We start from the raw sequence: 13,324 nt of genomic DNA, 5'->3' as shown, positions 1-13,324 counted from the left end.
GCGCCGTGCCTGACTGCGGCCCTGATCGTGTGCCACGATCGAGGGAACGGTTCCCGATCTCACGGACAGGTGATCCACCGATGCCCGAGTCTGGCGAGCGACCGAAGAAGGAGGGGCGTGACATGACTGCCATGGCCCATGAGCCGCTCACGCAGGAAGAAATCCTGCTGGACGGCTTTCTCGCCCTGGACACCCCGGAGGGTTTCCGGGCGGAGCTCGTCGAGGGGGAGATCGTTGTGACGCCGCCGCCGGACGGGGATCACGAGCACTACATCAGCCGGATCGTCCGCCAAGTGATCAGGCAGTCTCAGACCGACATGGACTTCTCGGGCAACAAGGGACTGAGGCTGAAGAAGGCGGAGGGGTGCCCCAAGGACCATGTGATCCCGGACGGCACCTTCGCGCCCGCGGCTCTGGAGCTCTATCGGGGTGCCGACTCCTGGATGCCGTGCCAGGGCGTCGTCATGGTGCTGGAGGTGACCTCCACCAAGCCCACGGCCGACCGCGAGGTCAAGCGCCGCTGCTACGCCCGTGCGAGCATTCCGCTCTACTTGCTGGTCGACCGCGAAATCTCTGAGGTCACTCTCCTCAGCAACCCGAGGCAGGACGACTACCGCCGCCGCTGCAGTGTCGGATTCGGCAAACCCCTCACCCTCCCCGAGCCCTTCGCCTTCGACCTGGACACCTCGGACTTTCTCTGACCCACCCCGTGTTGCACCCTGACGAGGGAAGGGGCGCGACATGGAACAGGCACGGTGGACCAGGGCACGGCTCGGCCGGTGCGGCCCGCCCCTCGACCTGCTCACCGCCCGCTTCGACAAGCACGTCTACGCCCCGCACGCCCACGACGAGTTCACGGTCGGCGTCTGCGTGGGCGGCTCGGAGGTGATCGACTACCGAGGCGGCCACATCCGCACCGGCCCCGGCTCGATCGTCGTCCTCGCCCCCGGCGAGATGCACACCGGCGGCCCCGGCAACACCACCGACGGCTACGCCTACCGCGCCCTGTACGCCGGCCCGGCCCTGCTCACCGACGGCACCCTCGGCGGCCTCCCGCACTTCCGCGAACCGCTGATCGACGACCCGGAGCTGGCCGCGGCCTTCCGTGCCGCCCACACCGACCTGAGCGCCCGCCCCGACCCGCTGGAGGCCGAGTCCCGCCTCCCCTGGCTGCTCACGGCCCTGGCCCGCCGCCACTCGACGGCCCGCCCGGCGGGCGATTCCGTCACCGGCGCCCATGGCATAGCGCTGGCCGTCCGCGACCGCCTGGCCGACGAACTCCTCGCACCCCCGACCCTCGCCGACCTGGCCGCCGACCTGGACCTGTCCCGCTACCAGCTCCTGCGGGCGTTCCGTACGACGATGGGCGTACCGCCGTACGCCTGGCTCGCCCAGCACCGGGTGCACAGGGCCCGGACCCTCCTGGACGCCGGACTGCGTCCGGCGGAGGTGGCCCCCTTGGTCGGCTTCGCGGACCAGGCGCACCTCACCCGCTGGTTCCGCCGCGTCCTGGGCGTGACGCCCGCGGCGTACCGCAACAGCGTTCAAGACAGCAGCTGGTGACGCGGCCGAAAGTGGCCCCATGACTGCACGCGGCTGGTTCCTGTTCTCCCTGATGGGAGTGGTCTGGGGCATTCCCTATCTGCTGATCAAGGTGGCGGTGGAGGACCTCTCCCCGTCCATGGTGGTGTTCACGCGATGTGCCCTGGGCGCGCTCCTCCTGCTCCCCTTCGCGCTACGCCAGGGCGGCCTGCTGCGGACCGTACGGACGCACTGGGCGCCCATGCTGGCCTTCGCGTGCATAGAGATCATCGGCCCGTGGTTCACGCTCACGGACGCCGAGCGGCATCTGTCGAGCTCCACCGCAGGTCTGTTGATCGCGGGCGTCCCGATCGTGGGCGTGGTGGCGGCACGCTTCTTCGGGGAGGGGGAGGTGCTGGGCGCTCGAAGGATGACGGGCCTGGCGGTCGGCCTGGCGGGCGTAGGAGTCCTCACGATCCCCCACCTGAACGGCGGAGATGCGAAGTCCCTGGCCGAGGTGCTGCTGACGGTGGTGGGCTACGCGACGGCCCCGCTGATAGCGGCCCGCCGTCTGAAGGACGTCCCTACTCTGCAGCTGATCGCCCCGTGCCTGACGCTTTCCGCCCTGGTCTACGCGCCGGCGGCGGCGATGACCTGGCCGGCCGAGACACCTTCCGCATCGGTCCTCGGCGCCCTCGCGGCCCTGGGCGTGATCTGCACGGCGTTGGCCTTCGTCGCCTTCCTGGAACTGATCAAGGAGATCGGCCCGACCCGCTCCACGGTCATCACGTACGTCAACCCGGCCGTGGCGGTGGCGGCGGGCGCTCTGTTCCTCGACGAACCGCTGACCGCCGGCATCCTGGCGGCCTTCGCCCTGATCCTGGCGGGCTCGGTGCTGGCGACGGCGGCTGGTCCCCGACGGGACAGGCGCCCGGTAACATGGTCGACACGGCAGACGAGCCGGGCGGACGGCCGCGTGGAGTCCCCCTAGGGGGCTTCCCGAGGAACGTCCGGGCTCCACAGGGCAAGGTGGTGGCTAACGGCCACCCGGGGTGACCCGCGGGACAGTGCCACAGAAAACAGACCGCCGAGCGCTCCGGCGCTCGGTAAGGGTGAAACGGTGGTGTAAGAGACCACCAGTGCCCAGGGTGACCTGGGCAGCTAGGTAAACCCCACCCGGAGCAAGGTCAAAAGGAGCGCCGTGAAAAGCGCTCTGCGCGGACGTTCGAGGGCTGCCCGCCCGAGTCCGCGGGTAGACCGCACGAGGCCGGCGGCAACGCCGGCCCTAGATGGATGGCCGTCTCCCCGGCCGCCGCGAGGCGACCGGGCGACAGAACCCGGCGTACAGCCCGACTCGTCTGCCGCTCCGAACCGCTCCACGTCGCCGGTTCTTTCGGCGTGGGACTTGTGGCGCGCGACGGAGGCGTTCGTCGGGGCAAGGAATTCCCGGACCACGTCCGCGAAACCGGCCGGGTCGTTGGCGTACAGGAAGTGGTCCGCCCCCAGTTCGACGAGACGGGTGCCTGGCCGCTGAGCGGTCTGTGGACCTGGTCCTCGGATTCGTAGATGTCCTTGGGGCGGAAGTGCAGGCCCCACGTTCCGTGTATGAACTTCGGGGCGATGCAGTCGGCCGCCCCGACTGGTCGCCGGCCTCGGTCGCTGGGAGTAGGTCCCGCGCCTCAGGCGCGCTTCGCGCCTGCTTGGCTAGGGTCGGTCCTCATGGAGACCACGGGAATCGTTCGTCGCCAGACGGCGGAGCGTGTGCGCGACGCTCTGGAGCGGCTCGTCGCCGAGCGGGACGTATGGGTGTCGACGGCTCACCCTGATCACGGGCCGCACCAGGTGCCGCTGTGGTTCTTGTGGGACGGGCGAGCGGTGTGGATGTGTACCAGTGCCGCTTCCGTGACTGCGCGGAACGTCCGCGGAGAGCCGCGCGTGCGCCTGGCGCTACCGGACACTTTCGACGTGGTGCTCCTCCAGGGTGAGGCGGAGTGCTTCCCGGACCAGGAGGTGCCCGGAGAAGCAGCGGAGGCGTTCGCCGACAAGTTCGGGTGGGACCCGCGCGTGGAGGAGGGTTCCTTTCTGTATGTCCGCGTGGTCCCGAGGACGGTGCGCGCTTGGCGCGGCGAGCCGGAACTGCGCGGGAGAGTCATCATGCGCGACGGGATGTGGCTGGAACAGCGGCCGTTCCTCGCCGACGCGCCGCCCGCCACTTAGCGGCCCGTGAGGTCCCCGCCCCGGCGCCCGAGAAGCTCGGCGAGCTCCGTTCGGCGCCAGTCCCAGCGCCGCCTCCATTGACTGGCAGGACACGTAGATCGCATGGGGTTCTTCCGCGATCCTCTGCCTCACGTCCTCGACCTCCTCGGGCTCGAAGTCCGAGAGGACACCGCCCGAGAAGTCCAGGGCGTAGGAGTTCCCGTTCCAGTGCAGGAAGTCTCCGTCACCGAGCGGGTCCCTTCCGGCACCGAGGGACCGCACCTCGGCCTCGAGCGCGGCGCACTCCTGCGCGCTCGCCGGCAGGACCACTGAAGGCCAGGACATGGCCGCCTCCGCCCTCGCTCAGAGCGATCTGTCGATCCTCAGGTGTTCCCGGCCAGGAGGCGGGCCACCGCTCGAGTGCCGCGACGATCTCTTCGAGGCGGGCCTCGAAGTCCGCGGAGGTCGAGTTCTTTGCAGCCATGCTCCACCTCTCCTGTGCGACGGCCACGCACCGAGCTCGACCGCGGCTTGGTCGTACGATTCCGGTGTGGAAGAGCTCCTGCACCCCCGAAGCGACAGCGTCCGGCGTTTTCTCCGCCGTTGGTACGGCATAGCCGACGAATCAGCGGAACCCGCCTTCCCGGAATTCGAGGACGTCCCTCGTGAACTGGTCGAATGGCACAAAGCGGCTTCTTCGACCGGGACGCGGGTCACCTTCCAGGACCATGCGGTGATACCGGCTGATCTGAAAAGGGAAGCCACCGGAATGCTGGTTTTCTGGATCGAGAACCAGCACGGCTACTACTGGGCCGTGGATCCGGAATCGACGGACCGGCAGGTTTTCGACCGCACGAACACCTCCGACACATGGAGGCCCACCGGCGAGAACCTCGAGCGGTTCCTGCTGCATCGCACCGTGCACGAGGCTCTGCTGGGAACGGAGGCGAAGTTCTCCGCCGTGGTACCGACCGAGGTGCTCGAATCCGGCGCATTGAACGGATTCTCGGCCTTGCCCTTCGCCCCCGCGGTCAACGAGTCCCCGTCGACCCGTTGGCTGTGCAGCGGCGACGCCCTGGCCAGGATCGCCCCGCCGCCGGCCGGCTACGCCCCGCCCGGCCACGACAGCCGGATGCTCACCGTCGCCGCGGCGCCGGGTGCCGACCTCCAGAGGTACCGCGCCGGCCTGGAACCCCACGTTCTTGAAAGTCCACGCCGCGAGGAACGGCCCGACGAGCCGATTCCAGCGCCCCCTTTCTGACTATCCGAAACCTTGGATCTGCGCCGGAAAGCACGTCTGCCGGTGGAGCGTCCACACGCTCCACCGGCAGACCGGTCACGCTAGATCACCGGGGATCATCTGCGGTTTCCGCGGAAGTAGCTCGTCCCCCCTCCGGCAACGGTGACCCAGAGCTCCGCGCCATGGGGGAGGGCGTCTTCGATACGTGTGATTACCGTGAATGCGCCGCTGGAACTGGCACCTCCGGTCTGACGGCGCTCCGGGCAAGACGGTCTGGGCGGAGTGTGAGCTCACGCCCCCCAATCGACCGGAGGCATGACCAGTGCACGGCCTTGGCGGGTCGCACCCGTACCCGAAGCCTGGGGTGGGTATCCCGTCGGCCCGTGACAGGCTCACTCCGTCCCGCACGAGCCTGGTTGCGTCCAGACGGAGCCACGGCTCAACTGCCCAGCGACCGCTCCGCCACCCGCGCCAGATGCCCCGCGAACACCCCCTCCGGATCCGACGTCAGCGTCCGCAGGGCCACCAACGCCGTGATCACCACGTCGCACAGCTCCCCCTGCACGTCCTCCCACGTGTGGGTGGTGCCCTTGCGGGGGTTCTGGCCGGTGGCGCCGATGACCGCCTGGGCGACCTCGCCGACCTCCTCGGAGAGTTTCAGGATGCGGAGGAGCAGGCCCTCGCGGCCGGAGACGGGCTGGTCGGTCTCCAGCCAGGTCCACAGGGCGTCGACCGTGGCCCAGGTGTCGGGAGTGGGGGAGGGAGAGGTTTCGGGAGGGGTGGCGTGGTCAGTCATGCGGGCAGCTTGGCATGGCTGCCGCCGCCCCAGGTCACTGCTTCCCGAACAGCGCCTCCCGCTCGTCTCACTGCTCCCCGAACAACGCCTCCTGCTCGTCTCACTGCTCCCCGAACAACGCCTCCTGCTCGTCGAACAGCGCCGCCTGTTCCCCCTGTTCGCGGCGCGTCAGGCGTTTGATGCGGGCGCCCACCACCAGTGCCGTCACCACGCCCGTCGCCGCGAGGGCCGTGGGGACCATCCAGCCGCGGTCGAAGACATGGCCGAGGGCGTGGTCGAGGGAGAGGCGGCCGGGGCCGGCGATGGCGAGGCCGGTGGCGGCCAGGCCCAGGGTGGCCGCGTACTCGTAGCCGCCCTCCGCGTTGAAGAAGCCGTTCGGGGCGTGGACGGCCGCCGCGCCCGCCATGCCGCCGGCCGCCGCCGCGCCCGCCGCCGGGGTGGCCAGGCCCAGCGCCAGCAGGGCGCCGCCGCCCGCCTCGGCCAGGCCCGCCGCCGTCGCGCTGGCCTTGCCCGGCTGGTAGCCGACGGACTCCATGAACTGGCCGGTCCCTTCCAGACCGTGGCCGCCGAACCAGCCGAAGAGTTTTTGGGTGCCGTGCGCGGCCAGTACACCGCCGGCACCCAGCCGGAGCAGCAGCAGGCCCAGATCACGTCGGTCGAAAGCAGTCACGGTGACTCCCGTAGCAGACAGGCAGACAGCATCGGCAACCCCCTCGTGTTTCCACCGTCGCATCCCTCACACCTCACCGGCCCCTCCTGCGCGCCGTTCGGGTGGCGGGGGCCGCGGGGCGGTGTGACGCTGGCCCGTATGACGATCCAGACCGGAAAACTCACCGACCCGGCCGTCCGGGCGTTCGTCACCGCCGTGAACGCCCATGACCGGGAGGCGTTCCTCAGTGTGCTGACGCCGGACGCGACCATGGCGGACGACGGCTCCGACCGCGACCTCGCCGAGTGGATCGACCGGGAGATCTTCTCCTCCAACGGCCACTTGGACGTCGTGAAGGAGACCGACGAGGGGCACGCCCTCGTCGCCAACTACCGCAATGACGCGTGGGGCGAGATGCGCACCAGGTGGCAGTTCAGCGTCACCGACGACGGGCACATTTCGCGGTTCGAGACCGGTCAGGCATAAGCATAAAAAGCGGAAGAAAGCGGAAAGGGGCCGCTCGCCGTTCGGCGAGCGGCCCCCGTACTGCTCCGGGGTACGGAACGCTCAGTAGCCCTGAGTGCCGTAGTCCGCGTACGGCTGCTGCTGCTGCGCGTACGCACGTGCGTCGGCCTGTTCCGTCAGCGTGATCTGGCCCGCCTTGATGGTGGCCAGGCGCGGGGCGCGGCGGGCGATGGAGGAGTCGTGGGTGACCATGATGAAGGTCAGCCCGTACTCGTGCCACAGGCCCTCCAGCAGGCCCATGATGTCGTCACGGGTGCCCTCGTCGAGGTTGCCGGTGGGCTCGTCGGCGAGCAGGACCTTCGGCTTCTTCACCAGCGCGCGGGCGATCGCGACGCGCTGCTGCTGGCCGCCGGACAGCTCGGAGGGGGCGTGGCCGAGGCGCTCGCCCAGGCCGACCGAGCGCAGGGCCTCCGCCGCCCGCTCGCGGCGCTCGGCCGGCTTCACGCCGAGCGGGACGAGGGCCGTCTCGACGTTCTCCTGCGCGGTCAGCGTCGGGATGAGGTTGAAGGACTGGAAGATGATGCCGATCTTTTCGGCGCGCAGCCGGGTCAGCTTGGCCTCGCTGATGCGGGCGAGGTCGACGCCGTCCAGTTCGACGCTGCCCTCGGTCGGGCGGTCCAGGCCGCCGATCATCTGCAGGAGGGTGGACTTGCCGCCGCCCGTCGGGCCCTGGATGACGAGCTGGTCGCCGTCCTCGATGGTGAGGTCGATGCCGCGCAGCGCCTCGACGGTCTCCTTGCCGCGCGAGTAGCGCTTGGTGACGCCGGTCAGTCTGTACATGGGTGTGCTCCAGCTCCGTAGCCGCGTAGAGAGAAGAAGAGAAGAGGGGTGGGGCGCCGTGTGCCGGGGGGAAGGGTCACGCGGCGCCCCTGCTCAGGGGAGACCTCAGCGGGTTACGACACGCTCCGCAGCGCGTCCGCCGGCCGCATCCGCGAGGCTCGCCAGCCGCCCATCGCGCCGGCGATCAGACCGCCGGCCACCGCCAGGCCCACCGCGAGGGCGATGGTGGTGAGGGAGACGGGGGCGGACAGGGCGATCTCCATCGTGTTGGAGGCCGACTGCTGGCCCGGGCCGCCGCCACCGCCGGGGCCGCCGCCCATGCCGCCACCGCCGCCGGCGTTGCCGAGCTCGGCCGTCAGCTTCGGGCTGATCGCGGTCACCGCGTAGGCGGCCGCCAGGCCCAGGCCGATGCCGAGGGCGCCGCCGAGCAGACCGTTGACCATGGACTCGCCGACCACCTGCCGGGTCACCCGGCGGCTCGGCCAGCCGAGCGCCTTCAGGGTGCCGAACTCACGCACGCGGCGGGACACGGCCGAGGAGGTGAGCAGCGCGGCCACCAGGAACGCGGCGGCGAGGACGGCGATCGACAGCCACTTGCCGACGCTGGTCGCCAGGTTGGAGGCGGTGGACAGGGAGCCGGAGACCGTCTCGGCCAGGTCGGCGGAGGTGGTGACCGTCGTGCCGGAGATGTTCTTCTGGATCGTCGCCTTGACGGTGTCGATCTGCTTGGAGTCGGTCGCCTTGACGTAGATCGTGGTGACCTGGTTCTTGGCGTCCGCGAGGGTCTGCGCCTGCTTCAGCGGCAGGTAGACGTCGGTGGTGGAGTCGCTGCTGTCGGGCGTCGCGATACCGATGATCTTGTACTTGGTACCGGAGATCTTCAGGGTCTTGCCGACCTTGTACGAGTTCTCCTTGGCGTACGACTTGCTGACGACCGCGACCTTCGCGTTGGTCTGCGAGGAGGTGAAGGTCGTACCCGAGGTGATCTTCGAGCCGGCCAGCGGGCCGAGGTCCTGGTTCGTGACGTCCACGCCGGCCACGGAGTAGGAGTTGACGTCGAAGGAGGCGCCGCCGCCCTGGACCTGCGGGGCCGCGGTGGAGTTGCCGCCCTGGCCGCCGCCGGGACCGCCCTGGTTGCTGCTGCTGCCGCTGGAGCTCTGCGCCTTGCCCTGGGTGAAGGAGCCGTCGACCTTGGTCACGTTCAGGGTGAGCGCGCCGACCGCGGCCGCCACACCCTTCTGGTCGGCGACCTTCGTCACCAGCGAGGACTTCAGGGCCTGACCGCCCTGAGTCATCACCCGGTCCGAGCTCTGCTCGGTGTCGTCGTCGTTCGCCTTGGCGTCGAACTCGAATCTCGGCTGGCCGGAGCTGTCGCTGGAGGGCGCCGTGCGCGCCTTGGTGACCGTCATGTCGGTGCCGAGGCCGTACAGCGACTGCAGGACCTTGTCCTGCGCCTGCGTCATACCGGCCGACACCGAGTTGACGGTGATGACCAGCGCGATACCGAGCGCCAGACCCAGTGCGATGACCAGGGCCGCCTTCTTGCGCCGGCCCAGCTCGCGCTTGAGATAGATGCCAAACATCCCGTTCCTCGAAGGTTCTTGGCGCCCGCTGTGGACGCGACCCAAAAACTAGGGAGGAACCTTTGAGCCGGACTGAGTAAAAGATGTGTAAGGACTGAGAATGAGGGCCGATTCCGGCCCGCCGGATCAGAATTCCATCAGACAGCTCATTCCTAAGCTGTGGAGGGGGTTTTCCCAGGTGGACGGGGTTGGCTGACAGCGGATCGCAGTGTTTGGCCGTGCACAGGATCCCCTTGTACGGTCCCGCCGTGCACGCATTCTCCCGACGCTCGTTGCTGTCCTTCACCGCGCTCGCCCCCCTCACCGCGGCCCTCCCCGCCGCAGCCGCGACCGGCACGGTGATCGGCGGCGCCCGGCTCGCCCGCGACGGCGTCCAGGCGACCCTCACCACCGGTCTGCCGAACAAGCTCACCGCCCGCGCCTGGCTGCTCGCCGACCACGACACCGGCGAGGTGCTCGCCTCCTATCGCGCGCACCAGCGCCTCGCGCCCGCCTCCACGCTGAAGATGCTGTTCGCGGACACCCTGCTGGGGAAGCTCGAGCGCACCGAGCGCTACACCGTGACCGACGCGGACCTGGCGGACATCCCCTCCGGTTCCAGCCTCGTCGGCCTCAAGCCCGGGGCCACCTACACCGTCGAGCAACTGTGGCAGGGCGTGTTCCTGCGCTCCGGCAACGACGCCGTGCACGTGCTCGCCCTGATGAACGGCGGCGTCGCGAAGTCCGTCGCCGAGATGCAGGCCAAGGCCGCCGACCTGCAGGCCCTCGACACCCATGTCGTCAGCTGCGACGGCTACGACCACACCGGTCAGCTCTCCTCCGCCTACGACCTCACCCTCTTCGCCCGTCACGGCCTCAAGGACGCCGACTTCCGCGCCTACTGCTCCACCAAGGCCGTCGACTTCCCGGCCGGGGGCCGCAAGACGTTCCGCATAGAGAACACCGACCGGCTGCTGTCGGGGACGTACGGGGTGACACCGTACGAGGGCATGATCGGCGTCAAGAACGGCTACACCAGCCACGCCGGCAACACCTTCACCGGCGCCGCCACCCGCGACGGCCGCACCCTCCTGGTCACCGTCCTCCACCCCAAGAGCGGCAACAACGCCGTCTACGAGGAGACGGCCGCCCTCCTCGACTGGGGCTTCGGCAAGGGAAGTTCGGCGGCGCCGGTGGGCAAGCTGGTCGAGCCCTTGAGCGAGGGAGGGGCGAGTGCGTCTCCGTCGGCCAAGCCCAGAGAGGCGGCTGTGGCGGGTGAGGGTGACGGCTCGGGCGGCTGGGGAGTGACCGCAGGCGCTGGGGGAGCGCTGGCGTTGCTGGCAAGTGGGGCATACGTGCTACGCAAACGCCGTGCAGCTGACCCACCCGAAGGGGCGCGGGGCCCTGTCCATATGCGGCTCCGCCGCGGGGCGCGACCAGCCACAACGGACCCGCAGCCCGCAACGAACGGAACCCCCCACCCCGAACCCGACACACCGCAATAGAACTGCGGCAGCCGCTCCACGACCCCGGTGCGCATCCCGCGGTCCCATGCGAGATCCACCCCCATCCGGTGCCGTGGAGCGGCTGCCCCTCCCCCCTCGGTATGGCTCAAGACACGGAGCACTCGTGCTCCAAATGTGAAGCTCTTGTGTAGGAGAGTTGAGCATAGGTCCGCGACCGGCCGCAATGGGCCGGATGGCCAAATTCCACTTGTGCAAGTTGAGGAGTTGACGACCCGTGGGGCCCGCTCAGCCACGCCCCACGTACGGCATCGCCGTCGCCAGTACCGTCGCGAACTGCACGTTCGCCTCCAGCGGCAGCTCCGCCATGTGCCGCACCGTGCGCGCCACGTCCGCCACGTCCATCACCGGTTCCGGCGCGATCTCACCGTTGGCCTGCAGCGCGCCCGTCCGCATCCGGGCCGTCATGTCGGTCGCCGCGTTGCCGATGTCGATCTGTCCGACGGCGATGCCGTACGCCCGTCCGTCCAGCGACAGCGACTTGGTCAGGCCGGTCAGCGCGTGCTTGGTCGCGGTGTACGGCGCCGACAGCGGCCGGGGTGTGTGCGCGGAGATCGAGCCGTTGTTGATGATCCGTCCGCCCCGCGGGTCCTGCTCCTTCATCTGCCGGAACGCCGCCTGCGCGCACAGGAACGCCCCGTTGAGGTTGGTGTCCACCACGTGCCGCCAGGCGTCGTAGGGGAGTTCCTCGAACGGCACGCCGCCCGGCCCGAACGTCCCCGCGTTGTTGAACAGCAGGTCCAGCCGCCCGAACCGCTCGCGTACGGCGGCGAAGAGAGAGGTCACGTCATCGGGGTGTGAGACGTCGGTCCGCACGGCGAGGCTCGCGCCCTCGGGTGCCAGCGCGGCCGTCCCCTCCAGGGTCTCGGCGCGCCGGCCTGCCAGCACCACGGACCAGCCCGCGCGCAGCAGTTCCACGGCGACGGCCCGCCCGATCCCGGAACCGGCGCCCGTGACGACCGCGACCTTGCCCTGTCCAGCGTTGTCAGCACTCTGCTCGGCGTTCATGAGGCCGCAGCGTACGGCAGGCCGGAATGTGCCGTCCGGCATGCGGAACTCGCCGGTCCGCCATTCGACTGTTGTGTACGTGTCAATCTCGCGATGCTTCCGGGTCGTCCCCGGCCACTCCAATGCCAGGGACACCACCGTCAGGGGAGGACCGGATGACACCCGCACATACCTGATGGTCCTCACCGGTGACGTGCACGTCGGGTACGCCTTCGACATCAAGGACGACTTCGACGACCCGGCGTCCCGCACCCTCGGCACGGAGATCGTGGCCACCTCGATCGCGAGCGGCCGCAACGGCTCCGACAAGCCGTCGAACTGGAACACCTACATGACGGCCAACCCGCACCTGAGGTTCTACAACGGGCGGCGCGGCTACGTCACCGTCTCCCTCGGCCGCGACCTGGCCCGCGCCGACTTCAGGACCGTCCCCTACGTCACCACGCAGGGCGCCCCGGTCGGCACCGCCGCGTCCTTCGTCACGGAGATCGGCGACCAGGGCCTCAAGCCGGCCTAGCTCCTAGTCGACCGGCGGCCAGGCGTCGCCCCAGTCCGCGTCGCGGGCCGCCTTGTACAGGTCGCCGTGCTTCTTCGTCACCGTCGTCCGGCGCAGCCGCTCCTCGGTCTCGCACAGGTCGAGGAGCACCTGCCCCTTGCGGATCTGCGGCCGCCGGACCACCCGGGCGGCGACGGGGGAGACGGGGAAGCGGGCGGCGGCGACGTACGAGAACTTCTCGTCCTCGTACGGCAGGGAGCCGCCCTTGACCTGACGGTGCAGGGAGGAGCGGCTGACCCGCGCCGAGAAGTGGCACCAGTCCTCGCCGGGCACGATCGGGCAGGCGGCACTGTGCGGGCAGGGCGCGGCGACCCGGAAACCGGCGGCGATCAGCCGGTCGCGGGCCTCGATCACGCGGGCGTAGCCGTCGGGGGTGCCCGGCTCGACGATCACCACCGCCTGAGCGGCGGTCGCGGCGGCGTCGACCAGGGCGGCGCGGTCGGGGGCCGCCAGTTCGTTGAGGACGTAGGAGACGGTGACGAGGTCGCACGCCTCCAGGGCCAGGGAGGAGCCGATGCGGGCGCGCTGCCAGCGGGCGTCCCGCAGCGCCGGGTTCGCCGCGGCGACCTCGCGGCCCAGGGCCAGCGCGGGCTCCGCCCAGTCGAGCACGGTCACCGGGCGCGTGCCCTCCCAGGTGGCGCTCACCGCCCAGGTCGCCGCGCCCGTCCCGCCGCCCACGTCCGTGTGGCTGCCCGGCGTCCACTGAGGTACGGCGTCCGCGAACGCCTCCAGCGCCGAGCGCACCGCCTCGAAGGTCGCCGGCATCCGGTACGCGGCGTACGCGGCGACGTCCGCGCGGTCGCGGAGGATGGGCGCGTCGGTCGGGGTGGCACCCCGGTAGTTGGCGATGAGCCGCTCGACGGCCTGCGCGGCCTGCCGGGGCGGCAGACCGTCGAGGAGTTCCCCGAGAGCGGCACGGAGGGTCTCGGCGGCGGATACGGAGACGTTCACCCGCCGATTTTCTCAGG

12 protein-coding genes, 1 other RNA gene and 2 pseudogenes are annotated in these 13,324 nt (G+C 70.1%); 9 read left to right on the top strand and 6 right to left on the bottom strand.

All coding sequences use genetic code 11. From position 1 onward, the window contains the following. Positions 1–122 precede the first annotated feature (122 nt). From ACIRF9_RS07455 to ACIRF9_RS07430, 6 genes and pseudogenes are all read left to right on the top strand, one after another. Positions 123–701, top strand: a complete 579-nt coding sequence (locus ACIRF9_RS07455; RefSeq protein WP_403817747.1) for a Uma2 family endonuclease — start codon at positions 123–125, stop codon at positions 699–701. 40 nt (positions 702–741) lie between these two features. Continuing rightward, on the top strand, positions 742–1,563 hold the full coding sequence (locus ACIRF9_RS07450; protein WP_403817744.1) for an AraC family transcriptional regulator: 822 nt from the start codon (positions 742–744) through the stop codon (positions 1,561–1,563). Between the two features lie 19 nt (positions 1,564–1,582). Beyond that, positions 1,583–2,362, top strand: a pseudogene (locus ACIRF9_RS07445) (DMT family transporter); the annotation flags it as partial. 115 nt (positions 2,363–2,477) lie between these two features. Then, an RNA gene (gene rnpB, locus ACIRF9_RS07440) (RNase P RNA component class A) lies at positions 2,478–2,882 on the top strand. A 358-nt stretch (positions 2,883–3,240) separates the two neighbouring features. After that, complete coding sequence (locus ACIRF9_RS07435; RefSeq protein ID WP_403817742.1) at positions 3,241–3,738, top strand: pyridoxamine 5'-phosphate oxidase family protein; 498 nt, start codon at positions 3,241–3,243, stop codon at positions 3,736–3,738. A 529-nt stretch (positions 3,739–4,267) separates the two neighbouring features. Further along, a complete protein-coding gene (locus ACIRF9_RS07430) occupies positions 4,268–4,978 on the top strand; it encodes a hypothetical protein (RefSeq protein WP_403817740.1) in 711 nt (236 codons plus the stop codon). A gap of 418 nt (positions 4,979–5,396) precedes the next feature. Here the strand turns inward: ACIRF9_RS07430 and ACIRF9_RS07425 are convergent, their stop codons facing one another. Together ACIRF9_RS07425 and ACIRF9_RS07420 are read right to left on the bottom strand one after the other, a co-directional pair. Further along, positions 5,397–5,753 carry a MazG-like family protein gene (locus ACIRF9_RS07425; RefSeq protein WP_403817737.1) on the bottom strand — a complete coding sequence of 119 codons (357 nt, stop codon included), beginning with the start codon at positions 5,751–5,753 and terminating at the stop codon, positions 5,397–5,399. Positions 5,754–5,853: 100 nt separating this feature from the next. Next, positions 5,854–6,423 (bottom strand): DoxX family protein, encoded by a 570-nt coding sequence (locus ACIRF9_RS07420; RefSeq protein WP_403817735.1) that lies wholly within the window; start codon positions 6,421–6,423, stop codon positions 5,854–5,856. 138 nt (positions 6,424–6,561) lie between these two features. Between ACIRF9_RS07420 and ACIRF9_RS07415 the strand changes: the two genes are divergently transcribed. Next, positions 6,562–6,888 (top strand): nuclear transport factor 2 family protein, encoded by a 327-nt coding sequence (locus ACIRF9_RS07415; RefSeq protein ID WP_403817732.1) that lies wholly within the window; start codon positions 6,562–6,564, stop codon positions 6,886–6,888. 81 nt (positions 6,889–6,969) lie between these two features. Here ACIRF9_RS07415 and ACIRF9_RS07410 read toward each other — a convergent pair whose 3' ends face one another. Continuing rightward, on the bottom strand, positions 6,970–7,707 hold the full coding sequence (locus ACIRF9_RS07410; protein WP_403817729.1) for an ABC transporter ATP-binding protein: 738 nt from the start codon (positions 7,705–7,707) through the stop codon (positions 6,970–6,972). A 113-nt stretch (positions 7,708–7,820) separates the two neighbouring features. Beyond that, the gene (locus ACIRF9_RS07405; RefSeq protein WP_403817727.1) at positions 7,821–9,290 is read right to left on the bottom strand and encodes an ABC transporter permease; all 1,470 of its coding nucleotides are present in this window, start codon (positions 9,288–9,290) and stop codon (positions 7,821–7,823) included. Positions 9,291–9,538: 248 nt separating this feature from the next. On the opposite strand from ACIRF9_RS07405, the gene ACIRF9_RS07400 reads away from it, so the two are divergent. Beyond that, positions 9,539–10,774, top strand: coding sequence for a D-alanyl-D-alanine carboxypeptidase family protein (locus ACIRF9_RS07400; RefSeq protein ID WP_403817724.1), 1,236 nt, complete (start codon positions 9,539–9,541; stop codon positions 10,772–10,774). Positions 10,775–11,020: 246 nt separating this feature from the next. On the opposite strand, the gene ACIRF9_RS07395 is transcribed toward ACIRF9_RS07400, so the two are convergent. After that, positions 11,021–11,800 carry an SDR family oxidoreductase gene (locus ACIRF9_RS07395; protein ID WP_403817721.1) on the bottom strand — a complete coding sequence of 260 codons (780 nt, stop codon included), beginning with the start codon at positions 11,798–11,800 and terminating at the stop codon, positions 11,021–11,023. A 112-nt stretch (positions 11,801–11,912) separates the two neighbouring features. On the opposite strand from ACIRF9_RS07395, the pseudogene ACIRF9_RS07390 reads away from it, so the two are divergent. Then, positions 11,913–12,317: pseudogene (locus tag ACIRF9_RS07390) on the top strand (alkaline phosphatase D family protein); the annotation flags it as partial. 3 nt (positions 12,318–12,320) lie between these two features. On the opposite strand, the gene ACIRF9_RS07385 reads toward ACIRF9_RS07390, so the two are convergent. Beyond that, positions 12,321–13,307, bottom strand: coding sequence for a small ribosomal subunit Rsm22 family protein (locus ACIRF9_RS07385; RefSeq protein WP_403817718.1), 987 nt, complete (start codon positions 13,305–13,307; stop codon positions 12,321–12,323). Positions 13,308–13,324 lie beyond the last annotated feature (17 nt).

It is taken from the genome of Streptomyces sp. NPDC096132 (assembly GCF_044763345.1).
Taxonomy (GTDB): Bacteria; Actinomycetota; Actinomycetes; order Streptomycetales; family Streptomycetaceae; genus Streptomyces.
This window is presented reverse-complemented; position numbering and strand designations above follow the sequence as displayed.

Coding starts and splice junctions, on each gene's coding strand:
- ACIRF9_RS07395 (WP_403817721.1), bottom strand. CDS start 11,800: ATGAACGCCGAGCAGAGTGCTGACAACGCTGGACAGGGCAAGGTCGCG.
- ACIRF9_RS07425 (WP_403817737.1), bottom strand. CDS start 5,753: ATGACTGACCACGCCACCCCTCCCGAAACCTCTCCCTCCCCCACTCCC.
- ACIRF9_RS07415 (WP_403817732.1), top strand. CDS start 6,562: ATGACGATCCAGACCGGAAAACTCACCGACCCGGCCGTCCGGGCGTTC.
- ACIRF9_RS07405 (WP_403817727.1), bottom strand. CDS start 9,290: ATGTTTGGCATCTATCTCAAGCGCGAGCTGGGCCGGCGCAAGAAGGCG.
- ACIRF9_RS07455 (WP_403817747.1), top strand. CDS start 123: ATGACTGCCATGGCCCATGAGCCGCTCACGCAGGAAGAAATCCTGCTG.
- ACIRF9_RS07450 (WP_403817744.1), top strand. CDS start 742: ATGGAACAGGCACGGTGGACCAGGGCACGGCTCGGCCGGTGCGGCCCG.
- ACIRF9_RS07410 (WP_403817729.1), bottom strand. CDS start 7,707: ATGTACAGACTGACCGGCGTCACCAAGCGCTACTCGCGCGGCAAGGAG.
- ACIRF9_RS07435 (WP_403817742.1), top strand. CDS start 3,241: ATGGAGACCACGGGAATCGTTCGTCGCCAGACGGCGGAGCGTGTGCGC.